Consider the following 22,889-nt stretch of genomic DNA (forward strand, 5'->3'; position numbering starts at 1 on the left):
CATGTCCAATGAATCAAAAGGGAACGCATCTGCTATTCATCCTTCCGTACAACCTTTATTTAAGCCATTCTCAATCGGCAAGTTGACGCTTCCAAATCGAATCGTCATGGCGCCTATGACCCGATCGTTCTCGCCGAACGGCATGCCCGGTCCTAATGTAGCCCAGTATTACCGACGCCGAGCTGAGAACGGGGTGGGTTTGATCATAACGGAAGGTACTGTCATTAACCACCCTTCGTCTGCTGACGATCCGAACGTCCCCCAATTCTACGGTCCTGCACTGGAAGGCTGGTCCTCCGTCGTAGAGCAGGTACATGCAGCTGGCGGTCTCATCTTCCCTCAACTATGGCATGTCGGCATGGCTCGGAAAGTTGGGAGTCCTCCGAATCCGGAATCCCTCCCTATAGGACCGTCCGGTATCGATCTGTCCGGCAATCAGGTAACTGTCCCCATGACCGAATCGGAAATCCTTTCCGTAATTGAGGCATTCGCCCAGGCAGCTACCGATGCGAAGCTGCTAGGATTCGACGGAATCGAAATCCATGGAGCGCACGGTTATTTGATCGATCAATTTTTCTGGAAACAAACCAATCAAAGATCGGACCGATACGGCGGCGACAGCTTCGAGGGACGAACGCGCTTCGCAGCAGAAGTCATTCGCTCCATTAGGAAAGCTGTTGGTCCCGACTTCCCTATCATACTTCGCCTTTCTCAATGGAAAACGTCAAACTATTCGGCTAAGCTGGCGGAGACGCCGAAGCAGTTAGCGTCATTCCTAGAGTCGCTTACAGCCGCAGGCGTCGATATTTATCATTGTTCGACCCGGCGATACTGGGAACCGGAATTCGAGGGCTCGGACCTGAACTTAGCAGGATGGGTAAAAGCATTGACCGGACGACCGACCATTACCGTCGGATCTGTAGGCTTGAACGAAGAGTTGATGCGTTCCTTCGCTTCCGGCCAAGTGACCCAGGTTACCAGCCTTAATGGCTTGATCGAAAGACTCGAGCGCAACGAATTTGATCTGGTGGCCGTTGGGCGCTCGTTGTTGGTAGATCCAGAGTGGGCCATGAAAATCCGGAACGGACGGTTCAACGAACTGAAACCTTTCATAGTCGAATCGTTGAGAACACTATCCTGATAGTTGTTATAAATTCATTCGACTCACGATCCAATGAGTGAACGATTAACTTTGGAAGGGGAACTAGCGTGACGGAAAAACGCACATCATCCAAAAAGAAGGCTCGTGAATTGGCCAAATATTTGCGCGGCGAGCGGCCAGACTACGCCTACTTGAGAAGTCGAAAAATTTCCAAGACATGATGATTGTCAAGACGCTCATGTATACCGGTATCCGCGTAAGCGAACTAATCAATATTCGGCTGGCGGACATTGATTTTCATTACTACCAGGTTCGCATCAATAACGGAAAAGGCGGCAAGGATCGCATTGTCCCATTCCCTCAGTCATTTAAAGAACTGTTGGCCATGCACGCTGACGCGATGAAGAAAAACATGCGGTCTATTTATTTGAATCATCGTGGAAGAAGAAGTGCACGGATCGGAGAATACGAAAGATTTTGTCCAAATATTCGGAGGAAGCTGGCCTTGTACAAAACTTATCGCCGCACAAGCTGCGACATTTCCTGCTGACTTGGCTCAATGCCGCAATTATAAGTCCGGATTCCCGGAAAGACAACGGAGAGATTAATCATTCGCTACATTAATAATTAATAGGATAAAATATTAAGATCGTTCGCCTTCGTTCGACAGAACCGTCCATCACCGGCCGGTTCGCTGTCGAACGGCTCGCATTATGTAAATTTGTGCGTTTCCCCGGGAAATGACAGCCGGCCCGCCCATTCATTTCCCGGACATCCTGCGGCGGTAAGTGCGTTCCATACGGATGATTTCGTCGCGCGTGCGCCGGGAAGCGTTCTCCAAACCTTCTTTATGCCGCTTGCCGTAACGAAAGTCCATGATGATCACGACGAGCACGATGATGGCGGCGGCCGCTGCTGCCCAGACGCTGAACAAATAAACGGCGGCGGCCGCGGTCAGCAGCAGCCAGACGAAGGCGATCCAGCCGAGCGGCTTTCCCCAACCGCCCAGCCGCCACGGCGCGTCGGCCTCCAGCCGGCTCCATCTGTCCCTGCGCGTCAGCTTGAGGCCGATCGGAATGGCGTACGCGATATGAAGACATAACATCACGAACGCCAGCGTGAAAGAGACCGGCGACAGCCGCTGCAGCCAGACGGCCGTATCGAGCAGTACGGCGCAAGTGAGGCCGGCGGCGGTGACGAGCCAGATCGCCCGGACGGGCATATGGCTTTTGGCCGACACCTGGGCCCACAGGAAGCTTCTGGGGGCCGCCTGATCGCGGGCCAGCGCGAAGAGCGACCGCGATGCCGTACCGAGCACCGCAAATCCGCTGAACCATAGCGCAAGCGCGATGCCGGCCGCGACGACCGGTCCCGCCGCCTTCCACGGCGCCAGCGCCAACTGGAGGAACAGGCTGCCGCCGGCGGCATCGGTGCCGGCTCCCCAGGACAGCGCCATGAACGCGAGCAGCACGAATCCGATCACGGCGACATAGGCAGCCGACAAAAACATCCCCCAGGGAACGCGGATGCGCGGATCGACCGTTTCTTCGCCCGCATGGCCGGCCGCGTCCCCGCCGATGAAAGCCCGCATCAGCAGCAGCGTGCCGGCTGCGAATGCCCATAGGTCGCCTTCCGTTCCGAGCACCGAATTGTCGAATCGATACAACCAGTCCGCCGGATAGGTCCCCGGCCAGACGATCCAGACGAGTCCGGCTATAATCGCGACCGCAAGCAGCGCCTGCAGCCAGGCGCCCGCCGCGTGTACGGCGGCAAGCAGGCGGATGCCCGCATGATGCGCTGCCGCTTGCGTGCCGAACAGCGCCAGCGTCCACGACCAGAACGTCAGCGCGCCGGGCGAATAGCCGAACCGCTGCGAGGCGTAAGCGTCCAGCAAACCGGCTGCCGTCACGTTCACGAGAACGAGCAGTGCCCCATATCCGGATAGATGGAGCCAGCCCGCATACCAGCCCCATCTCCGTCCGCCCAGTGCGGCAGCCCAGTGATAACAGCCGCCGGCCGTCGGCACCGCCGATGCGATCTCGGCCTGCGAAGCGCATACGGCCAGCGAGAACAGCGCGACGATCGGCCAGCCGTAGCCGATCACCGCCGGTCCGCCCAGCATGAGGGCCGGACCGAACAAAACCGCCGAGCTGCCGATCAAAGACATCACATTGAAGGATGCGCCGAACGACGACAGGCCCCCGAGGCCGCGGCGCAGCTGCTGGGCGAGACCGAACCGGTTCAGGTCATGTTTGTCCCGCATCCACCGGACATATTCGGTCTGATCGCCGAGCGTCAGATGCCGTGAAGCTCTCACCCGCCGTTCGGCCAGCGCGGCCAAAGCGATGGCTGTCGCGCAAACGGCGGCAAAAGCAGCGCTCCTACGAGCACGAACCCCATTGATGCCCACCTCCCTCTACTACCCTATGAAGAGGAAGCGAACCGCAGCACTGCTTGTTTTTTTACAGCATGGCAGCCAATGGCCCGTCATCGTTAATGATCGGCTCCAGCTCGTAGACGGAGATCGGAAAATAGGGAAATCCGTAAACGTACGGCGCCAATTCATACAATTGAAAGTAAATGACCAGCGAGCGGTCCGCTACATAAAAATCCTGGTCCGGACGTATCGACTGGAACGGCTGGAGCGTATCGATCTTCCGCTCTTTAATCTGCTCCGCCACGATTTCGGACAATACTTTGACATAGGGACTGCCGGGTTTGAACAATTCGTGAAGCGCATACGAGCGGCCGGTTGTCGTATCGAACGTCAGCGAGCGCTGCAGCGTCAGCCCGTGCGCCCCGCCGGTGTACGCATAATTGAAAAGCGAAATGCTCAGCACCTGGCTGTGGTTCGTCTTTGTCTCGAAATAGCCGATCATCTCGGCGCGCGGATCGTCCAGCGAGCCTTGATCGACGACGAGCTGGCGGACCGTGCCGCGAATGGCATCGTTAATGTCCGCTTCCGCTCTGCGGCTGTGCAAGCCGCGTACGACCGGAACCCACAGTTCCGTCTTCGGCAACACGACGCGATGCGACGAAATGATTGGAGGAGGGTGAAAAACCATAATGGAACACCTGCCTAGTCAGCAATGATGTTCCATTATATGCGCCCGCCTCATCTCATGCCATTCGATGCCTCCATGGTTCGAGGCGGCCGGACCGATATATTCGAAACCTTGTTTGCGGTAAAAATCGACCAGATGCTTCTCGCACATCAGCATGACGGATGCGAGTCCGTCGGTTTCGGCTTGACGGATCAGACGTCTGACAAGCTTGGAAGCGATGCCGCGGCGGCGCCATGACGGCTCGACTGCGACGGTCAACACGCAAAATGAATGCCGTCGTCGTCCGCCCCCTGAACCCCCTTCGCCTCGTCGCCGCAAGTCGGACTGTTCGTTCGTACGCCGTTGGCGATGCCGACCAGCTTGCCGCCGATCCAGGCCGACCAGAAATAAGCGCCGAATCGCCGGTAGCGGTAACGGAACGCTTCCGTCGTCGCCGCCGCCTCCGGCGGGTAGCACAGACGTTCCAGCCGGTAAGCTGCATCCAGCTCCTCCTCCCGAATCGGGCGCAGCTCGATCGCGGACAGCTCGCTCACAGCAGCATCTTCTCCCGCTCCGTCAGCCTTCTGCCGCTTACGTCGAGCACGATCCGGCCCTGATTCAGTCCGATCGTGCGGTCGGCGAAACGCTCCGCCCAATCGCCCTGGTGGAGCACCGCGATGACAATCAGCCCCTGCTCCTTGCACAGCCGCTTCAAGTCGGCGAGCACCGTATCGGCCGCGTGCGGATCGAGTCCCGATACCGGTTCGTCGGCCAATATCACCTTGGCGCCGTGCACGAGCGCCCGGGCGATCGCGATGCGCTGTTTCTCGCCGCCGCTCATGTTGCTCACTTTCTGGTGCGCCTTGTCCAGCAGCCCCATTTTCTCGATCATATCCATCGCGCCCATATAATCGTCATTGCGCACCATGCCGGTCAGACGCCGGAAGATCGACGTTTGATAAGCGGAACCGATCAGCACGTTTTTCAGACCGGTCCGGTTCGGATACAGAACGGGCTTCTCTTCCAGGTACGCGACCTCTCGCCGGATTTTGCGAATGCCCGCCCAGCCCTGCTTGAAAATATCCGTCCCGTCGAAGACGTACGTGCCGCCGCTCCATTTTTCGCGCAGCGCCAGGCAGCGCAGCAGCATCGACTTGCCGCTCCCGCTCGCGCCCTTGACGGCGATGAACTGGCCTTGTCCGGCTTCCAGCGTAATATCGTCCAGCACCTTGGGCCCGCCGGGTATCTGTTTCGTCAATCGGGATACGTGAATCATGTCCGTTTCTCCTTTGCAGCGCGTCCGTTTTTGCGAAATTTTCCTATAAACTAGTTTACGGGAAACAAAAAACAGTTTCCACCCGAACAAATGTTTGTTATAATAGAAACAAGAACAAACGTTCTATCCATTGCGAAGGAGGCTGACCAGCATGACCAACTGCGAGAACTATCGTTTTGTGGAAAAGCATCGTCCGTGGCGGGACTTGACGTTCAAGTTTTATGCCGACGGCAGACTGACCATTATCGATAACGAAGCGGGGGTGCCGGTCGCTCCGCGCGAATTGAAAGGAGACAGTCTGGATTTTTACGTACGGAAGCGCATTTCGTTCATCAAGAACGATCTGATCGCGAAGAAGACCAAGTACGGCGCCTGACGACGGTCAGGCAGCAGCCGTTATGATGAGAAAGCAGAGGTCGCACAAGGCGCCCCTGCTTTTTTATCCTATGAAGCCGCTTATTCGTAGTCCTTTACTTTTTCTTTCAGCCGATACAGCTGTTCCTTGAGGCTGCGGACGGTATCTGCATATTCCGGATCGTGGTAGACGCTGTTGAGTTCGTAAGGGTCTTTCTGCAGATCGAACAGTTCCCATTCCGGCTCTTTCGGATCGTCGATCGAATGGGTCGTGCCGAGCGCCTCCGCATAATAGTAGATTAATTTGTATCTTTCGGTGCGGATGCCGTAATGCGCGTACACGCCATGATGGGACAGATGCATCCAATAACGGTAATACATGGACGTTTGCCAGCCTTCCGGCACTTCGCCTTTCATCAGCGGCCGCAAGCTGCTTCCCTGCATATGATCCGGAATATCGATTCCCGCATAATCCAGGAAGGTCGGAGCGAAGTCCACATTCAGCGCCATCGCCTTCTGCACGCTGCCGGGACGGATTTCTTTCGGATACCTTACAATAAAGGGCATGCGCAGCGATTCCTCGTACATGAACCGTTTGTCGTACCAGCCGTGGTCGCCCAGGAAAAAGCCCTGGTCCGACGTGTAGATGACGATCGTATTGTCCGCTAGCCCCTTCTCGTCGAGATAATCCAGGAGACGGCCGACATTGTCGTCGACCGACGCGATACATCTCAAATAATCTTTTATGTACCGCTGGTATTTCCACTTCTTCACCTCGAGCGGCGTAAGCCCTTCCGGAGGCTCTCCTTTCGTATCGAGCGCATTCAAGTCCCTGTCGATCCTCATCGTAGCGGCTGCGGCGGCCGCCGCCCGGTTGCTGTAATCGTCATAGAACGTCTCCGGCTCCGGGATGTCGATATCCTCGTACATATGGGCATGCTTGTCGTCCGGCTCCCAATGGCGATGCGGCGCCTTATGATGGCACATGAGAAAGAATGGTTTGTCCTGATCGCGATTTTCGAGCCACTCGAGCGACAAGTCGGTGATGATGTCGGTGACATAGCCGGTATACGGCTTGAGCTCGCCCATTTCGTACATCGAAGGGTTGTGGTACTCCCCTTGATCGGGGAGAATATTCCAGTAATCGAAGCCGGTCGGGTCATAGACCCCTCCGTGCCCCAGATGCCATTTGCCGATCAGCCCGGTCTGATAGCCGTTCTTCTGCAAAATCTTGGGCACCGTTTGTTGTCTGCCATCCAGGCCGTCTCCCAATGTTTTGACCCCGTTCAAATGATTATAAAGACCGGTCAAAATCGTGGCCCGGCTCGGGGCGCAGATCGAGTTGGTGCAGAAGCAATTGTCGAACCGCATCCCTTCCTCGGCGATCCGGTCCAGGTTGGGCGTCTCGTTGATCCGGCTGCCGTAGCAGCTCATCGCATGAGCGGCATGATCGTCACTCATAATAAATAATATATTCGGGCGTGAATCGGACCCCATGGTTAACCATCCTTTCAGTCGAAGTAATCGGTATCAAGTACCGTTATGCGATCGTATTTTGATCGTCTGCGTAAGATGCCGTACCGGTCTGAAGCTGTTCCAGCTCGATAAGCCGCTCGGTGAAGAACGCCATCCCCCGTTTGAAGGCCGTCAGTCCGTACAGCATGGAGCTCCAGTCGATCAGGGTGATCTTCGTCGGGTACCAGCGGTTCGGCTGTTCGAGATGCCACCAGGAATAGCGGTGCAGGCCGTACCGATACGCCGCCCGGAATTTGCGCTCGTCTTCCTTGTCGTTCGGATTGGTGTAGCTGTCATAAGGGATATGCAGTTGATATAACGCATACAGATCGTAGATGCCTGCGGGATATACCGGCAGGAAACCCGCCACGATATAGGCCGAGGCGATGTTGTGCGGCGAATTGCCGATCTTGTCCGCATGGTAACCGCCGAACAACCCGTCGTTCGGGCCGGCCCCGTACCCCCACACATAGGACGGAACATCCTGAAGCTCCTTCCATTTTAACCGGTCGGCAAGGCACGCATTGGCGAAATAATCGCGGTACGTCGGGCTCTTGGCATATTCCGGAACAAGATAAAACGGAAATTGATGCACGAAGGAGGACAGGAACGCGCTGTGATTGGTCGTCGTGTCTGTCAACACCGTAATGTCCCGGTATTTCGACTTCGGAAGCTCATGCATTCGCTCCTCGGCAAAATTGTTGTACCACAAATCGCGGATATCCGGATTTTCCGGCTGTCCGAGCAGCGCCAGATAGGAGACCAGCACATATTCGTTGTAGGCAGGCAGCGGCGCAGTGCCGATCCCGTCCTTCACGATCATGTTGATGACGCCTTTATTCTTGTCCGCGACAACGACGCGCCAATCGATCGACCGGAGCAGATCGTACGCCATGGCGGCGATGTCCGGCGCCCTGTCCTTGAAATGCTCCCCGGCGAAGAGCGCTCCGGCAACCAGCAACGACGTGTCGATCGTCGAAATTTCCGAATTCAGATTCTCCCCTGTCTCCATATCGACAAAGTGAGCGTAGAAGCCGGTGAACGTATCGCGCGCCACCCGGCAGCCTTCGATCTCTCCCGTTACCCCGCGCAGCGTCACCCTTGCCTTCTCCGCAGCGTTGTCGTCCCAGCCTTCCAGATCGGCTACGCAAAGGCTGATCAGGCCGACGCCTGTGGCCGCAATGGAGCACCTGTTCTCCGGATTCGGGCCGAACGTCATAAACGCATCGCCGTACAGGCCGGTCCGCGGATGGCGCGCAGCATCGATCAAGGCGTACGAATCTTTGTATTGACGGTCAAAAAAGCTTTCACTTTCTCCGGCAGTTCCTGATAAACGTTCGTAACGGCGTTCGTAATGGCGTTTGTCATCGGATTACTCCTCTCATGATTCAAATCTCATGCTTTCTCATGATGCAAAGCGAATGACCAGACGATCGTCCACCTTGGCATGCTTCTTGGAAATAATATAAACGGTGCTGCCGTCTTGCCGAACGGAATACGCATCGCTCGCTGCAATCCTGCGGTCCGTTTCCAGCGCGATCACATCTTCGGCCTGCGTTAATCGGAAGGCCAGCTCGTCTTCGCTCACCTGCGCGATTTCCGCGGTCGAATAGACGATCTTTACGCCATGATACGTGATATCGAGCGGAAGCATAACCCCGTCTTTGCTGGAAAGTACGAACGGCCGGCCCTCCAGCAGCGGCGCCCCGCGGTCATACAGGCGAATCTCTTTGTCAAATCCGTCCAGATTGAGCAGATGAAGAAACCGTTCCCCGTCCTCCGTCGCCGTCGAGGTCATAAAAATGCCGTGGTCCCTGCAGTCATGCTGCAGCTCGGCCTTCGCGCCCAATCGCTCGAGCGCCGTGCGGAACAGCGGAATATCGCAGCGGTAAGCGGAAGCGATGACAATCGCTTTGCCGTCGCCGACAGCCGCTTCGAAAGCGCACACTTCGCGGGTATCGTACACGCGCAGCAGCGGCTGCGTCTTGCCGTGATCGAACGTCTGGGCGTAATAAGCGCGGATTTCCGGCCGCGGCGCGGCCCAACCCTCCGCGCACAGAGACAAGTAATAATGTCCTCCGTCTCGAAGCGTGCGCGTCGGCTTCACGCCGAAGGCATCGGCCAGAATGGTGCACGGAGCCCCTTCCATATCGTAGAGCGGAACTTCGCCGTACAGCAGAAGGCCGCCGCCGGCTTCCATATACGCGACCAGCTTGCGCTGGATATGCGCATGCATATATCTGGCCGATGGAAGGGCGATTACAGGCGTCTGCTGCGGATCGATCGGCTTGTTCTGCACATCGACGGAACCGAAGCGGTATCCCGCAAGCAGCATCGCGCGGGCCATAATATCCCATGCTCCGGCATTGCGATTCGCTTCGAGATTCGTAACGATGTCCTTCATTACGGTGCTGTGAGGATATTTATACTCCGTCATGTAATAGTCGGGAATGAAGCCATATGCGACCGCGTCGCGCTCCTCGTCCATGACAGCCAGCTTATCCGCCACGGCCATGACGGTCTTGTTGACGCGGGCCATTCTCGGATAGGTATAATTCAGATCGCCATCCGGACCGACCGGCGCCGCAAATCCGTGGCGCTCCCCGGTGAAGGCGATGCGGTCATTGCCGTCGCCGAGCTTTTGGTCCATCCGGTAGTTGTACCCGCCGCTGAATAAGTAGAAATTAAGCAGCCGATTTCCTTGCGCAATGCACATCCGTGTCTTGAAATCGACGGCCGAAGGGTCATAGCGGCTGCCGTAGGTTTCCCCGAAATTGCCGTCGCCGCAGTTAAACTCCAGCGACGCAAGCGGCTGATCCGGCAAATGAACCGCATCCATAAATCCGTTGATCAGATACAAGTCCTGAAAGGTGTCCATATTCAAGTCGCCGAAATAGATATCCGAGCCGGACAGGTAACCCGGCGCCTGCGTATACGATTCATACAGCTGGCTGATGCCGATCGGATAGGTTTTGCCTCTTCCGTTTCCTGTGCCGTGAATATTCACCAGGAACGGAATGCCGGTGACCCCCGATTGCTCCGCATATTTGCGAAGCTCGGCTACATACTTGGCAAAACGATGGCGCATATAATAGCCCAAATCGTGAAGCAGCGCAGCCGCATATTCCTCCCGCGGCGACCGGACGGCCTGCTCCCGCTCTTCCTTCCGGTCCAGCTTGAACGGGTATCGCCGTCCCAGCGTCCCGGCATCGTATTTCCGCTGCAGCCAACCGGCAAAGTCCTCCAGCACATGCTCCGTCAAATCGGGCGAATTGCTCACCCAGGAGAGCATGCCGATTTCATTGTCCAGCTGCACCCCGATCACATTGCCGCCTTTGCCGTATAGACGAGCGGCCAGAACCGGCATAACTGCGGCGTACCATTTTCCGCTTCCTGCAGAAATTCCGGGGCCAAGTAATCGACGGTCTTCGTCGGAACCGCACGCCCGTCCCATGTCACCGGCACGATCCGGGGATGTTTCGTATAGATCCAATGCGGCAGCCCTTCGTTTTTCATTTCCGCCATAATGAACGGACCCGGCCTGGCGATGAAATACAGCCCGTTCTCCCGGCACAAATCGATGAATCCGCCCAGATCGAGCTCCGGACGCGTTCTGCCTTCCAAATCGATTTCGCCTTCCACCGGTTCGTGGCACAGCCAGGGTATATACGAGGCTACGGCATTGAAGCCGGCCGCCTTCAGCTTATCGATGCGATCCTGCCAATCATATCTGGCCAACCGGTAGTAATGAATCTCGCCGCACATTATGAGTTGCGGCTTGCCGTCGATAAGGATCCGCTTGTTTTTGATTTCGATCATTTCCGTTCTCCTCTTCCAGAAGATGTCTCTCGATTGACCGGAGAAAGGTGAAACGTTTCGAAAATCCGCTAAACGTATCCCGGACTAATCGTGCCGATTAATCCGGCGAACCGTTTCACCGCTCCCCCGTTTACTCCGTTCTTTTTGAACGGAATCCCGGAGCACCAGCTGTGTCGGTAACTTGTAGTAATTTTGCGTCTCCTGGCCTTCGAGAATTTGGAATATCAAATGCGCCGCCAATGCGCCGCGTTCATATTTGGGCTGCATGACGGTTGTGAGCGCGGGACGAACGTATTGCGCCAGCTCGATATCGTCGAACCCGACGATGGAGACGTCCGAAGGCACCTTGATGCCGTACTCCCTGAACGCTTTGAGGCCCCCGATCGCCATCTCGTCGTTGGCATACATAATGGCTGTCGGCAGATTGCCTTGGGCGATCAGCATCTTCGTCATGCTGTAGCCGTTCTCCTGATTGAACATCCCGAACTGATGCAGCCGGCTTTTGCCGTCCAGCCCGTGCTTGCGCAGCGCGCTCTCGTAGCCGCGCGCCCGCTGCACATGCAGGCTGCTGATCGCATTGCCGCTTATAAACGCAATATCCCGATGCCCCTGCTCAATTAAATATTCCGCCGCCATACGGCAGCCCTGCTCGTTATCCACTTCAATGCTCACGACGAATTCACTGTCTACTTGCCGGTCAAGCAGAATGATCGGAAATTCTTTGCGAGCCGATTGAAGGATGATCTCTTCACTAATATTGTGCGCCAACACAATCGCGCCGTCGACCCGTTTTTCCGTCAAAAACTTGACGGCGGTGGAGGTTTTCTCGCCAACCGAGCTGCATGCGAGAAGATCGTAGCCCTTGGACATCGTAACCTCCTGAATGCCTTTTACCAGTTCTGCATAGTGAGGGCCGGCCAAGTCCGTAACAATAATGGCAATCGTACGCGTACTGTTTTTTTCAAATCGGATGCGAGGCCATTTTTTTGATAATTAAGCTGGCGTGCGGCTTCCATAACCTTTTGTTTCGTTTTTTTGCTGACCTTGGGATTGTCGTTCAAGGCATAGGAAACCGTCGATATCGATACACCCGCCATCTTGGCGACATCTTTGATCGTTGCCATTGTTGTCTCCTCATCTAGTTCCAGATTTACTCGGCAAGCTGCAGCGGCTCCTGCCGGATGCGGCGGCAGAAAACCGTTCTTGATGTTGTATGTTCCGGAAATAATTACATAATACATTCTTCGTTTTTCAACCGTAAACCTTCTTTATCGGCAGGAAATGATGCGATTCTATGAAGACGAATCTTGTTTTTCCGACATGCCGACAATTTCCATTCCTTTTTTGACATATTCGTTTTTCATGAACCATTCCCAGACAAACCGGTCCGGTAGTTCTCAATCATGAGCAGCGTGATGCCTTTGTCGATTCCGATCACATCGCGGGCATACCATGCCGGCGATACGGCGGTATTATAAGCATCCTTCAATCCGTACTCGCCGATCAGATCGGGGAACGTGTAGTAATGCTTGAGCGCCGCAATCGATTCCTCCGGCGTGAATACGATGGAGCCGAGCGCTCCGGCCGGCGGCAGCGTACCGTCTACCAAATGCGCATCGTTGCTGTAGCCCGAGGGCCGCCCCGTATTTCCCCTCATAGCCCCTCGGCCCGTCCGAGGCGGTAAGCCCCCATGCATCCGGACCGAATGTGCTGAACGTCTCCGCTTGATCGATGGCGAACAACCGGGCCGCTTTCGAGGCGTTCACGGAATTTACCCACCAATCGACTCCCTGTTTGTCGACTTTATTGCGCAAGTCAAACCATGCGTGCGAGAACTGATAGGTAAAGATCGAGCCGAACCAGGAATGGATGAAAGGCTCGCTGTCCCCATACGACCCGGTATGGCGGATAAAGCTGTAGAACATATTCTCGTCGAGCGGATAAGTCGGCGAACCGGCAGCCAAGAAATACAGCATCAGCTGCTCCGCATAGAAATCCCAATGGCCCTTGAAACCTTCTTCCGGATGGTATCCCATATAGAACAGATTCCGCTCCGGGTCGCGGTACCAATTCCAGTCCACTCTTTCGTAGATTTGCTCTGCGAGCTCCTTGATTTCCCCGCCGAAATATTCGCCTGCGACAATGGCGCCGCACAGCGCAATGGCCGTATCGATGATCGATACCTCGCTGTTGCCCGCTCTGGTCGCATCATTCATGTTCAGGAAGTGGTAGTAAAACCCGTTGATCTGCTCGGCGTGATTCCACAGCGTGTTCAATGTGCCCAGCGCACGCTCTTTCGCTTCCTCGCGCGTGATCCACCCGCGCTCGGCGCCGATCGCCAGAGCGGTCAGGCCGAAGCCGACCGAGGCGACGCTGCTCAAGTTCGGATTACCGGGCCCGCGGTCCCGGATCAGGCCGTAGCCTTTGCTTGCAGGGTCCGTATTGGCCTCCTTCCAGAAAAATTCGAAGCTTTTGCGGCTTTCCTCCTCCAGCAGCGGATCGTCAATCTTATCCCCCCGGTCGGGGGAGGCCGGACGGCTGCACCCGGCCAGCACGACTTGCAGCACGAACGTGACGAGCAGCAGCCCTGCCGTCAAACGCGTTATCCGGTTCATCTTGCCGCCCTCTTATAACCTCACCTCGCGTCCGGTCCGTGCCGATTCGTAAATGGCGGATAATATTTTGATCATTTCCACCCCTTGCTGCGGAGTAAAGATCGGCTGCGTGCGGCCCTGGACGACATCGACAAAATGGTTGATATTGTTGGCATGATCGCCGACATGATGGGTGTGAAGCTCCGGATTGACGTTCCACATTTTCCCTTCCACTTCCGTGATGAGCTTCAATTGGCCGTTTCTGAAGTTTGCGCCTGCTTTGGTGCCGCGCAGCTCGTAGAAGGTCACTTCCTCCTCGACATTGGAAGCCCAGCTGAACTCGATCTGCAGGCTGACCCCGTTGTCGAACCGGATGAAGCCCGTTGCCAGATCTTCCACATCAAATGTGCCCTGATCCTGCTTCTCGCCGAACCGGCTGTGCTCCGAATCGGAAATGTCCGTATCCGCAAATTTCGTATAGGTGGCGCCTACGACGGATACCGGGCGCGGATTGCCCATCAGCCAGACAGCCAGATCGATAAAGTGAACGCCGAGATCGATGAGCGGACCGCCTCCGGACAGTTCCTTGGTCGTAAACCATCCGCCCTTGCCCGGAATTCCGCGGCGGCGCAGCCAGCCGCAGCGGCCGGTATAAATCTCTCCCATGTGCCCTTGCTCAATAAATTTCTTCATATACCGGGCGGCGGCGCTGAACCGGTTGTTGCGCATCACGATCAGCGTTTTGCCCGTTCTCTCGGCGGTCTCCGCCATTTTGACCGCTTCCTCCGGGCTGACCGCATCCGGCTTTTCGCACAGGACGTGCTTGCCGGCTTCCAGCGCCGCAACGGTATACGGCGAATGGTACAAATTAGGGGTGCAAATATCGACGATATCGATCTCATCATGCGCCAGCAGATCGCGGTAGTCGGTGTATACATGCGGAATATTATACTGCTTGGCCGCTTCCTCCGCCCGCTCCCGGTTCACATCGCATACGGCTGTGAATTCCACTTCCGGATGCTGGGCCCACGCCGGACCATGCACATATTTGAAAATGCCTCCCGCTCCGATAATACCCAGTTTCAACTTTTGTTTGCTCATCGTTCCCACTCCTCCAATGATGAATATTTTTGGTCTTTGATGATTACTCGCCTGTAATGCCCGTCTTGTCGATAACCTCGACGAACCACCGCTGTGCGAACAGATACAGGATCAAGAGCGGAAGAATGATCAGCATCGTTCCGGCAAGCTTGATCGACTCGTTAATGTTCGCCGTATCGCCGCTCGTCTGGCCCGAGGTGAACACTTGAGAGAAGGCCAGATCGAAGGACTGCAGCTTCAGCGGAAGCGTCCTCATGCTTTCTCCCAAATAAAGCGATGTCGTATACGTTTCATTCCAGTGCCATACGAGCGAGAACAGGAAGACGACGACGATCGCCGGCACCGAGATCGGCATAATAATGCGGAAAAGGTTTGATCGCGCCTGCGCCGTCGATTTGCGCCGACTCCTCAAGCGCTTTGGGCACCGTTTTGAAAAACTGCAAATAGATCAGGATGAACAGCGCGCTCTTGAGTCCGCCGGCAAACAGGGCCGGTACGATAAACGGAAGCGGCGAGCCCAGCATGCCGTACTGCTGAAACAGCAGGAACAGCGGAATCATCACGACCTGCACCGGAATAATGAATGTCAGCAATATAAAGGCCAGCATTACGTTTTTGCCCGGAAACCGGAATCTGGCAAACCCGTAACCGACCAGGGCGCAGGATACGGTCTGGGCGATAGCCGGGAGCACCGAGTTGAGCAGCGACGCACCGAACGCCCGGGTGAAATCGAGCACCTTCCAGGCCTGGACATAGTTTTCCAGATGAAGCGTCTTCGGCAGCCACAGCACGGTCGGGTCGAGCAGATCGTCCAGACTCTTGAGGCTCTGGGAGAGCATATAAAAGATCGGATACAAATAGACAAAGCCGATGCTGATCAGCAGCGCGTACACGACGAGCTTGAAGACGATGCCGTCGTTGCCCTGCTTGCCGAGCAAAAACTTTTTCAGCTTGTTCCAGCCGTTTTCGATCATTTTTTATCTACGGTCCTGGCTGACCTCACAATGGAAGCGATGTCCGGCTTCATCCTGTTCACCTCACTGCCCTTCTCGGGTTGTAGTCTTCATTTCGGCCGAAGATGAGGACGACGAGCAGCAGGATCACAAAGATGATCGCAAAATAGATCCATGCCAGCGCTGTCGCATAGCCAAAACCGGTATTGATCTTAAACATATGCTCTTTGATCAGGTCGATCACGCCGTTTAAAGAGTTGGTAAACAGGTCGACGGTCGTATAGACGATATTGACCAGGATGAACGGCTTGATGCTGGGCAGCGTGATCTTCCAAAAAATTTCCCACGGCGAGGCGCCGTCGATCGAAGCCGCTTCATAAATTTGGCTGTTCACCTTCTGCAATCCGGCCAGAAAGATCAGAATCTGCACGCCCGAATACCATAAAATGACGATCAATTGCTGAATGACCGCAATAATCGGCTCCGACCAGGTCGGGCTAAAATTCGCCTCCAGAAACTGGACGATGCCGTAGCGCTCGACGATCGGAATGGAAGTCGCCCCTTGCGAGAACAATTCCTTGACGACCTCGCCGCTCGTAATGACAACCGGCAGAAAGAAAATCCCTCTGAACAAGCCTTTCAGGCGAATCGGCTGGTTAATCAGCAGCGCCACGAGCATTGCGAAGATGACGACCACCGGAATCATGAACACGACCTTCTGCACGAACAGGATCAATTCCTCCACATACTTCGGATCGGACAGAAACGCGTATTTGAAGTTGTCCCAGCCGATAAAGGTGGTGTTGATGCCGTCGGACGTGATCAGCACCCGATTAAAGCTCATGTACAGCGAGAAATAGATCGGATAAGCCATAAATAGCAGAAACCCGATAATCCAAGGGAGCACGAACAAATAACCCGTAAACATCTCTCTTCGTTTTCTGATCAGTTTCAGCAGCAACTCATTCACCCCCCGCCAGAATGAAGTCCATTCCCGGTACGGTACGGTTTTCATACTGAACGTCCTTCGTTCTGTAATTCACGATAATTTTGACGCCGTTGGAGTAGACGACTTCCACGACGCCCCAGTCCAGCATATTGCGCTGTTCGATGGTCGCGTCCTGCACCTGCCGCAGCGCCTCGTTCATCCGCTCGTAAGTGGAGACGATTTCTTCTTTCCAGTCCTCATAGTACGAGGTGAACATATAGTTGGAGAGCGTATACTTCAGCTTCCATGACGGCTCGCTGGTCACTTTAAAGGACGGATAAGCCCCGTACTCCACCATTCGCAGCAGGTACTCCTTCGGATTGGCGTTGTAATTGGCAGGCGGCGCAAAGTAATCGACAGATCCGTGCAGCACAATCTGCAGAAACGGCACGGTATCAGTCGCAAACATATACTGCGAAGAGTACATCGGCATTTCGAACATTTGCGTCGTATACGGCCACAAATATTCGTTCGGCGTATAGAAGCCAACGTTATCCAGCTTCTCCCGCAGCGCGCCCGCCAGCTTCGCATATTCCTCCGCCGACTGCTTCCGCGACAGGCGTTTCTGCGGATGATGATCCGACAATAGCAGCCGGCCTGTCTTGCCGATCGCCACGGAATCCATTCCCATATTGCCGAACCGCTCCGCATCCTTGGCCGCTATGCTTGACGCAACCTTCGGATTTATAAAGTAGACGGTCAGATCGCTGCTGCTTTCCTGGTCGACCCACAAATAGTAGGTTTCCTGCAGCACCTCGTTGCCGGCTGTGCGGATTCCGTCCGCATTCGGGCGGAAGTTGCCGTTGCTGCCGTACGCATTGGTATAGTCGTTGTACAGGAACAACGGGACGCCCTTGTCCGCCAGACGGTTCTTCAACTCAACGAGCCCTTTCTCACCTCCCAACTCCTTACCGACCGGGAACTTGTCGGGGTTGCTGCCATTCTGTCCGCCCTTGCCCCAGCCGGTGAACACGACGGACAGATTGTCAATTCCGCGCCCGCGCAAATCGTCCACGATTTTTCCGCCTCATCAAAGCTCGTCATTTTGACGATCCGGTTGCCGATGATTCCCGGCTCCTTGTCCGCGCCCAGCATCTCGAGGTTCAGCGGGATGTTCCCGTCCGAGCCCTGCTTCGGCGAAATCGCTCCCCGCTCGTTCAGGTAGCTCCGGTAAGCCTTCGCCATGCCGACGTAATCGGCGTCCTGGCCGCTTTGGAAAAGGTAGCGAACCTGCCGGTCCTCCTGGTTGCGATTGGCCTGGAACGTATTGAAGCCGCCCATGTTTTTGCTCGTTCGCTGAAAGTACGGATAGCGCAGCATAAATTTGGGCGATACCCAATAAAAGCCTGTATTCACGCCGCTCGGATAGGCGTTGATCCGGGCGCTGTATTTGCCGTCCTCGATAATGCCCAGAAAGCTGTTCTGCTTCACGCCGTGCGTCAGACCGAACACCGGCATCAGAATCGGCTGCTCGTTTATGGCCCACAGATCCGAATATTCGATCGCGTAATCCATACCGTACACGCGGCCTTCATACGCCTGATCGTACCGCGGATGGGTCGCCTGAAAACGAATGAGCGCCCCGCTGCCGTCCGGGATGAACATATAGCCCGGAATCTCGTTGTTCCTGACCGCTCCCAGAAACGGAAGCGGCTGAATGGAAGCCAATTTGCCGCTGCCGTTCTCCACGATGTCCTGGTCGGCGAATCGTACGACGAGCGAGTCGTTCTCCAGCTTCACTTCCATCGAGAACTTGATGCCGAGCGATTCGATAGCGTAGACGGCTTTCATTCCGCCGGGAACCGGCACCATGCTCTCCGTAGTTGCCCCGAGCGAACGGTAGCTGCCCCTTTTCAGCATCGCATTCTGATCGAAATATTCCAGCAGAAACGGCGAACGGACCGCCGATCCCCATTCCTCGTTCAGCTTCTCCTCCTTCAGCCACTTCTCGTCCGGCACGGAGCTCCATACGTAACCGGTGCGCTTGTTTTTAATCATAAAGCTTTGCATCTGCTCGCCGATGTACAATTCCAGACTGTCCGTTTGTCCGGCCAGCTCGAACCCGCTTGGAATTTCCCTTGGCGCGATCGCGGCGCTGTTGTTCGGTTCGGGTGAGGTATAGCTGTTGATTTTGTATTCGATCGCCCGGTCCGCCTGATCGTCCGAGAATCGATCGGACACTTCGGAGGGCTGCTCTTCCCCGGTCACCAGCGATACGGCGCCGAAAAGAGCAGCGATACGACGCACAGATAAGCGACCGTCTTTTTAATGAGAGACACGGTACTTCACCTCCTGGAAGATCGAATAAACAAAGTCCGTCACCTGGTTGGACAATCCGAACAGGATGAAGGCCAGCAGCGCCATAATCAACATGCCGACGATCGTCAGGAAAATATTTTGAATGACTGTCCGATCTCGTAATCGTGAATTTCCTTCACCATCATAAAGAAGAGAAAGGCGCAGTACACCACGATCGCCGTGGACGCGAAATTGTACAGCACGGCCTCGAGCCGCGTTAATCCCTGGGACAAGAGCGCCACCGGCCCGGCAAAATAATGTAAGGGCTCAAAGCGTATACCGAGCCTTTGAAAATATCCTTGAATTTGCCTTCCCCGTCATTGATCGTGCTGACCAGGTAGTTGGAGATGACCCAGGCAAAAAACGGAACGTACACCTTCAAAAATTCCGTGAACAAGTTCACCTTCTTGACATCCCAGTCCGCAAACAGGAAGTTCGTCTGATAGATCTCGAACAGGCGGACGGCGAACAGCAGCGCGAGCAGGATCCACGCCGACAACAGGGACGATTTCCCTTCCGCCTCCAGTTCGTAGTAGCCGTCAACCGGATGCCTCATCAGGCGGAACGTATGCAGCAGCTGCTTCACCAGCGTGATCTCCTTGAACCGTTTCCAGCCGTCAACGACCGGCCGCGCGAAGCCGTACTTTCGGTACAGCTTTTTCATGACCGAAATCGCGGCAAGCAAAAGGACGATGCCAATGATAAAAAACGAGGCGTTCTCCATCAGCCAGACTCTGCGGATTTCCCAATAGGCGTTCGAATACTCCTCTTTGTTGCCCGCTACGCTGAACTCCTCCAGCGCAAGCTCGTAATCGCCCTGCTTCATCGCGGCCATGCCGAGCCCGGTATGGGCCAGATCGAACATGCTGTTCAACCGCAGCACATCCAGCCACGGCCCTTCGCTCTGCGCATATTTGCCGTCCATGTAATAAAAGATCGCTTCATGGACAATTTCGGCAAATTCGGTCGGCTTCAAAATCTGAATATTGTTTCGCTGCTTGTCGACGACAAACAGCCGCCCGTCCGAGCTGGCCGCTATGCCGCTTGGCGAATTGAACAGCCCGAGCCGCTGGCTTCCCTGGTCCGTCCCGCCGAATACGAACAGCATGTTGCCGTCGCGGTCGTATTCGATAATCCTCCCTCTGAAAGCGTCGACCGCATAAATGTTGCCGAGCGCATCCACGGTTATATCGGCGATATCCGGGTATGACCACAGTCCCGGAAGCAAGTTTTTGCCTGCCACGTTCAGCTTCTTGATGCTGTCGGTTCGCGTGCCGACCGTGCTGGTGTACACAAGCCCGTCGCGGTCGATCGCCACATTCGTGGCGGAAGGCGGCAGCTGCTTCATCAGCTGGTCCAATTGGGCCTGGGTGTAGAACGTCCGCTGCAGCAGACGCTTCAGGCTGAAGCCGGTTTTATTGCCGCCGAAATAGCCGAGAAACTCGCCGTCCTGGCTGATCTGTATCAATCCGTGAATGGTGCCTTCCCCGACGATGAATAAATTTTTCCGCTTATCCGCGATCACTTTCGTCGGCTTGAACGGATTATTTTTCCCGTACAAATGGGATTTCGGCTTGCCGAACTCTTTGAGCAACGCTCCGTCTTTGCCGAACATATACACTTTTTCGTTGCCGTAATCGGCGACATATACCGTACCTTCGTCGTCGACGAACACGCCCGTCGGCTTGGACAGCACCTCCTGCCCGATCGTCCGCAAATAATTGCCCCAAACGTCAAACACCACAATTCTGCCGTTGCCGGTGTCCGCCACATAGACATGGTCAAGGCTGTCAATATAGATATCCTCCGGACGCGACAGCGGAACGCCGCTTTCTTCGCCGGTTTCGGCGTCCTTCTCGATAATGTTGAAGCCATCCACGACACCTGTCGGCAAGTAAGCGCTCTGGGTCAAAATCGGCTCGCCCTCATGATTGACGGTAAACGTCACATAAGGGGCGTCGGCGGAGGCCGCTGACGGCAGCAGCAACAGCATGACCAAAGCGATGAACAGTATGGATTTGAATTTCGCCATGCTTATCCCCCTTATCATTTCAGCCCCGAATGCGCCATCGTATCAATCACTCTGCTCTGCATGAAGATAAAAATAATCAGGTTGGGCACGAACATTATGAGAGCGGCCGCAGCCGCAATGCCTTGACCGGCGACCCGGTTTTCCAAATTGCCTGTGAGCGTGGTCATGTAAAAGGCAAACGTTCTGAGCGTTTCATTGTTCATGTAAATTTCCGACGTTTCCGTATTGTTCCAGGCCATCTGAAACGCCAGAATCGCCACGGTCGCCAGCGCCGGCATAATAATCGGAAGAATGATTTTCGGAACAGCGTAAAATTCGAGGCCCCGTCGATCGAGGCCGATTGAATCAATTCGTTCGGAATTTGATCCACGAACTGCTTGATCAGAAACAGGCCCACCGGCATCGCCAGAATCGGAATAATATGGCCGAGCAGATTATCGGTCAGCCCGAGCGCATCGACGATAAAATAGCGCGGAATCGCCATGGCGGCGGGAACGAACATCAACGCGATAATATTGGCTTCGAAGATGATCTTCTTGCTCTTGAATTCCAGCTTGGACAGCGCAAAACCCGCCATCGCGCTGATCGTGATGCTCAAAAATACGACAATGCTCGTGACGACGATGCTGTTAAAGAGAAAGCGGGTCATCGGAATGACCGTTACGCTCGTCACGTTAAACAGGTCGTAAAAGTTTTTGAAGGTCGGATTTTCCACAAAAAACCGCGGCGGGTACAAGAACAGCTCATCGATCGGCTTCATCGCCTGCGAGAACATAAATACGATCGGCAGCAGCATGAAGGCGGATAAAGTGATCAAGAACAGAAAGTACTTGATTTGGCTCCGATGAATTCTTGTCGGATTGATTTTATTGCCATGAAATGAATTCATTTCGTACCATCTCCTCCTGCATCACTTTAATCCTTCTCGGCGAACAGTCTCCAGCAAATCTTGGAGAGGCCGTATACGATGATGAGCAGCACGACGGACACCGCAGACGCATACCCCATGTCATAGCGGATAAATCCGTAATCCTGAATATGGTTGATGATGACCTGCCCGGCATATTGCGGCGTCGGATTGGCGCCGGACAGCTGGACGCCGATATCGCCGGCCTGGAACGTGCCGACGACCGCCATGACGGCGCCGAACAGCATTTGCGGTTTCATCGACGGAATCGTAATGTACCAAACTTCCTGCAGCCTGTTTCGGATGCCGTCGATGTAACCGGCTTCGTACTGCTCCTGGTTAATGTTCAGGATGCCGGCGAGCATCGCGAGAAAGCCGACGCCCATGCTGTTCCAGAGCGTCACCGCAATCATGATGTACATCAGATAATGCGGCGACTGCGTCCACTGGATCGGTTCATGGATAATGCCGAGGTTGATCAGCAAGCTGTTCAGATAGCCGGCCGCATCGCCGCTGAATACGACGAGCCATACGACGGCCATCGCCACCGCCGCGGTCATCGACGGCGAGTAAATAATGAGCGTCAGCACCGATCTCGAGCGTCTCGGAATTTGCGCCAGCAGCCAGGCCAGCCAGAACGACAAAATATAGCCTCCCGGTCCGACAATTAACGAGAACTTGAACGTATTCGGCAGCACGTACATCATGAACACATTGTCTTGCGTGAGCAGATTGACGTAGTTTTTCAGGCCGATGAATTCGGGCGGCTGTATGGTGTTAAAGTAAGTAAACGACAGGTAAATGGCGACAATGACCGGTATGACGATAAACAAAGTGAAGGTGAGAACGAACGGCCATACGAAAAACATGGCCTCCAGTTCTCTGCGCACTGATTTGCTCATAGCC

At 55.1% G+C, this 22,889-nt stretch carries 25 protein-coding genes and 2 pseudogenes; 4 read left to right on the plus strand and 23 right to left on the minus strand.

What is annotated here, in order from left to right:
- The first annotated feature begins 1 nt into the window (after nucleotide 1).
- The 3 genes and pseudogenes from PACILC2_RS06935 to PACILC2_RS27910 all read left to right on the plus strand — a co-directional run bounded on the left by PACILC2_RS06935 (nucleotide 2) and on the right by PACILC2_RS27910 (nucleotide 1,726).
- A complete protein-coding gene (locus PACILC2_RS06935; RefSeq protein ID WP_062492970.1) occupies nucleotides 2-1,141 on the plus strand; it encodes an NADH:flavin oxidoreductase in 1,140 nt (379 codons plus the stop codon).
- 199 nt (nucleotides 1,142-1,340) lie between these two features.
- Nucleotides 1,341-1,451, plus strand: a pseudogene (locus tag PACILC2_RS27905) (tyrosine-type recombinase/integrase); the annotation flags it as partial.
- 116 nt (nucleotides 1,452-1,567) lie between these two features.
- A complete protein-coding gene (locus tag PACILC2_RS27910; RefSeq protein ID WP_280515288.1) occupies nucleotides 1,568-1,726 on the plus strand; it encodes a hypothetical protein in 159 nt (52 codons plus the stop codon).
- A gap of 136 nt (nucleotides 1,727-1,862) precedes the next feature.
- On the opposite strand, the gene PACILC2_RS06945 is transcribed toward PACILC2_RS27910, so the two are convergent.
- The 5 genes from PACILC2_RS06945 to PACILC2_RS06965 form a co-directional block, all read right to left on the minus strand.
- Nucleotides 1,863-3,419, minus strand: coding sequence for an APC family permease (locus PACILC2_RS06945; protein ID WP_213528307.1), 1,557 nt, complete (start codon nucleotides 3,417-3,419; stop codon nucleotides 1,863-1,865).
- A 145-nt stretch (nucleotides 3,420-3,564) separates the two neighbouring features.
- Nucleotides 3,565-4,167 carry a DUF3298 and DUF4163 domain-containing protein gene (locus tag PACILC2_RS06950; protein ID WP_213528309.1) on the minus strand — a complete coding sequence of 201 codons (603 nt, stop codon included), beginning with the start codon at nucleotides 4,165-4,167 and terminating at the stop codon, nucleotides 3,565-3,567.
- Nucleotides 4,168-4,185: 18 nt separating this feature from the next.
- The gene (locus PACILC2_RS06955) at nucleotides 4,186-4,428 is read right to left on the minus strand and encodes a GNAT family N-acetyltransferase (protein WP_213528311.1); all 243 of its coding nucleotides are present in this window, start codon (nucleotides 4,426-4,428) and stop codon (nucleotides 4,186-4,188) included.
- A complete protein-coding gene (locus tag PACILC2_RS06960) occupies nucleotides 4,422-4,700 on the minus strand; it encodes a hypothetical protein (protein ID WP_213528313.1) in 279 nt (92 codons plus the stop codon). Before PACILC2_RS06960 ends, PACILC2_RS06955 begins: the two co-directional genes overlap by 7 nt.
- Nucleotides 4,697-5,422 (minus strand): phosphonate ABC transporter ATP-binding protein, encoded by a 726-nt coding sequence (locus tag PACILC2_RS06965; protein WP_062492966.1) that lies wholly within the window; start codon nucleotides 5,420-5,422, stop codon nucleotides 4,697-4,699. The genes PACILC2_RS06960 and PACILC2_RS06965 overlap by 4 nt, the downstream gene beginning before the upstream one ends.
- A 151-nt stretch (nucleotides 5,423-5,573) precedes the next feature.
- On the opposite strand from PACILC2_RS06965, the gene PACILC2_RS06970 reads away from it, so the two are divergent.
- Nucleotides 5,574-5,798, plus strand: coding sequence for a hypothetical protein (locus PACILC2_RS06970; protein WP_062492965.1), 225 nt, complete (start codon nucleotides 5,574-5,576; stop codon nucleotides 5,796-5,798).
- An 80-nt stretch (nucleotides 5,799-5,878) separates the two neighbouring features.
- On the opposite strand, the gene PACILC2_RS06975 is transcribed toward PACILC2_RS06970, so the two are convergent.
- The 18 genes and pseudogenes from PACILC2_RS06975 to PACILC2_RS07040 all read right to left on the minus strand — a co-directional run bounded on the left by PACILC2_RS06975 (nucleotide 5,879) and on the right by PACILC2_RS07040 (nucleotide 22,885).
- Entirely contained in the window at nucleotides 5,879-7,273 is a 1,395-nt protein-coding gene (locus tag PACILC2_RS06975) for a sulfatase family protein (RefSeq protein WP_062492964.1), read from the minus strand.
- A gap of 43 nt (nucleotides 7,274-7,316) precedes the next feature.
- Complete coding sequence (locus PACILC2_RS06980) at nucleotides 7,317-8,561, minus strand: hypothetical protein (RefSeq protein WP_244863309.1); 1,245 nt, start codon at nucleotides 8,559-8,561, stop codon at nucleotides 7,317-7,319.
- 135 nt (nucleotides 8,562-8,696) lie between these two features.
- Nucleotides 8,697-10,658: a glycosyl hydrolase gene (locus PACILC2_RS06985; protein WP_244863310.1), complete on the minus strand. Its 1,962-nt coding sequence runs from the start codon at nucleotides 10,656-10,658 to the stop codon at nucleotides 8,697-8,699.
- Nucleotides 10,613-11,110 (minus strand): beta-galactosidase, encoded by a 498-nt coding sequence (locus tag PACILC2_RS26510; protein ID WP_244863311.1) that lies wholly within the window; start codon nucleotides 11,108-11,110, stop codon nucleotides 10,613-10,615. The genes PACILC2_RS06985 and PACILC2_RS26510 overlap by 46 nt, the downstream gene beginning before the upstream one ends.
- 84 nt (nucleotides 11,111-11,194) lie before the next feature.
- Nucleotides 11,195-12,031: a substrate-binding domain-containing protein gene (locus PACILC2_RS06990; RefSeq protein ID WP_307860416.1), complete on the minus strand. Its 837-nt coding sequence runs from the start codon at nucleotides 12,029-12,031 to the stop codon at nucleotides 11,195-11,197.
- Nucleotides 12,001-12,351 (minus strand): LacI family DNA-binding transcriptional regulator, encoded by a 351-nt coding sequence (locus tag PACILC2_RS28505; protein ID WP_307860418.1) that lies wholly within the window; start codon nucleotides 12,349-12,351, stop codon nucleotides 12,001-12,003. Before PACILC2_RS28505 ends, PACILC2_RS06990 begins: the two co-directional genes overlap by 31 nt.
- Nucleotides 12,352-12,470: 119 nt before the next feature.
- Nucleotides 12,471-12,677, minus strand: coding sequence for a glucoamylase family protein (locus tag PACILC2_RS29235; protein ID WP_372447072.1), 207 nt, complete (start codon nucleotides 12,675-12,677; stop codon nucleotides 12,471-12,473).
- Nucleotides 12,583-13,725, minus strand: a complete 1,143-nt coding sequence (locus PACILC2_RS06995) for a glucoamylase family protein (protein WP_213528315.1) — start codon at nucleotides 13,723-13,725, stop codon at nucleotides 12,583-12,585. Before PACILC2_RS06995 ends, PACILC2_RS29235 begins: the two co-directional genes overlap by 95 nt.
- A gap of 12 nt (nucleotides 13,726-13,737) precedes the next feature.
- Nucleotides 13,738-14,805, minus strand: a complete 1,068-nt coding sequence (locus tag PACILC2_RS07000; protein ID WP_213528317.1) for a Gfo/Idh/MocA family protein — start codon at nucleotides 14,803-14,805, stop codon at nucleotides 13,738-13,740.
- Nucleotides 14,806-14,848: 43 nt separating this feature from the next.
- A complete protein-coding gene (locus PACILC2_RS26515; protein WP_244863321.1) occupies nucleotides 14,849-15,160 on the minus strand; it encodes an ABC transporter permease family protein in 312 nt (103 codons plus the stop codon).
- Nucleotides 15,096-15,779 carry a carbohydrate ABC transporter permease gene (locus tag PACILC2_RS07005; protein WP_244863312.1) on the minus strand — a complete coding sequence of 228 codons (684 nt, stop codon included), beginning with the start codon at nucleotides 15,777-15,779 and terminating at the stop codon, nucleotides 15,096-15,098. Before PACILC2_RS07005 ends, PACILC2_RS26515 begins: the two co-directional genes overlap by 65 nt.
- A gap of 58 nt (nucleotides 15,780-15,837) precedes the next feature.
- Nucleotides 15,838-16,773, minus strand: a complete 936-nt coding sequence (locus PACILC2_RS07010) for a carbohydrate ABC transporter permease (RefSeq protein ID WP_082655203.1) — start codon at nucleotides 16,771-16,773, stop codon at nucleotides 15,838-15,840.
- Nucleotides 16,721-18,756 (minus strand): annotated as a pseudogene (locus tag PACILC2_RS29240) (DUF5696 domain-containing protein). Before PACILC2_RS29240 ends, PACILC2_RS07010 begins: the two are co-directional and overlap by 53 nt.
- A 374-nt stretch (nucleotides 18,757-19,130) precedes the next feature.
- Complete coding sequence (locus PACILC2_RS07025) at nucleotides 19,131-19,277, minus strand: hypothetical protein (protein WP_213528323.1); 147 nt, start codon at nucleotides 19,275-19,277, stop codon at nucleotides 19,131-19,133.
- A complete protein-coding gene (locus PACILC2_RS07030) occupies nucleotides 19,262-21,076 on the minus strand; it encodes a hypothetical protein (protein ID WP_213528325.1) in 1,815 nt (604 codons plus the stop codon). Before PACILC2_RS07030 ends, PACILC2_RS07025 begins: the two co-directional genes overlap by 16 nt.
- Before the next feature lie 14 nt (nucleotides 21,077-21,090).
- Complete coding sequence (locus PACILC2_RS26520) at nucleotides 21,091-21,279, minus strand: hypothetical protein (protein ID WP_244863313.1); 189 nt, start codon at nucleotides 21,277-21,279, stop codon at nucleotides 21,091-21,093.
- Nucleotides 21,276-21,965 (minus strand): carbohydrate ABC transporter permease, encoded by a 690-nt coding sequence (locus PACILC2_RS07035; protein ID WP_244863314.1) that lies wholly within the window; start codon nucleotides 21,963-21,965, stop codon nucleotides 21,276-21,278. Before PACILC2_RS07035 ends, PACILC2_RS26520 begins: the two co-directional genes overlap by 4 nt.
- 26 nt (nucleotides 21,966-21,991) lie before the next feature.
- Complete coding sequence (locus PACILC2_RS07040; RefSeq protein WP_062496831.1) at nucleotides 21,992-22,885, minus strand: carbohydrate ABC transporter permease; 894 nt, start codon at nucleotides 22,883-22,885, stop codon at nucleotides 21,992-21,994.
- Nucleotides 22,886-22,889 lie beyond the last annotated feature (4 nt).

The organism is Paenibacillus cisolokensis, from assembly GCF_018403665.1.
Lineage (GTDB): Bacteria > Bacillota > Bacilli > Paenibacillales > Paenibacillaceae > Paenibacillus_AH > Paenibacillus_AH cisolokensis.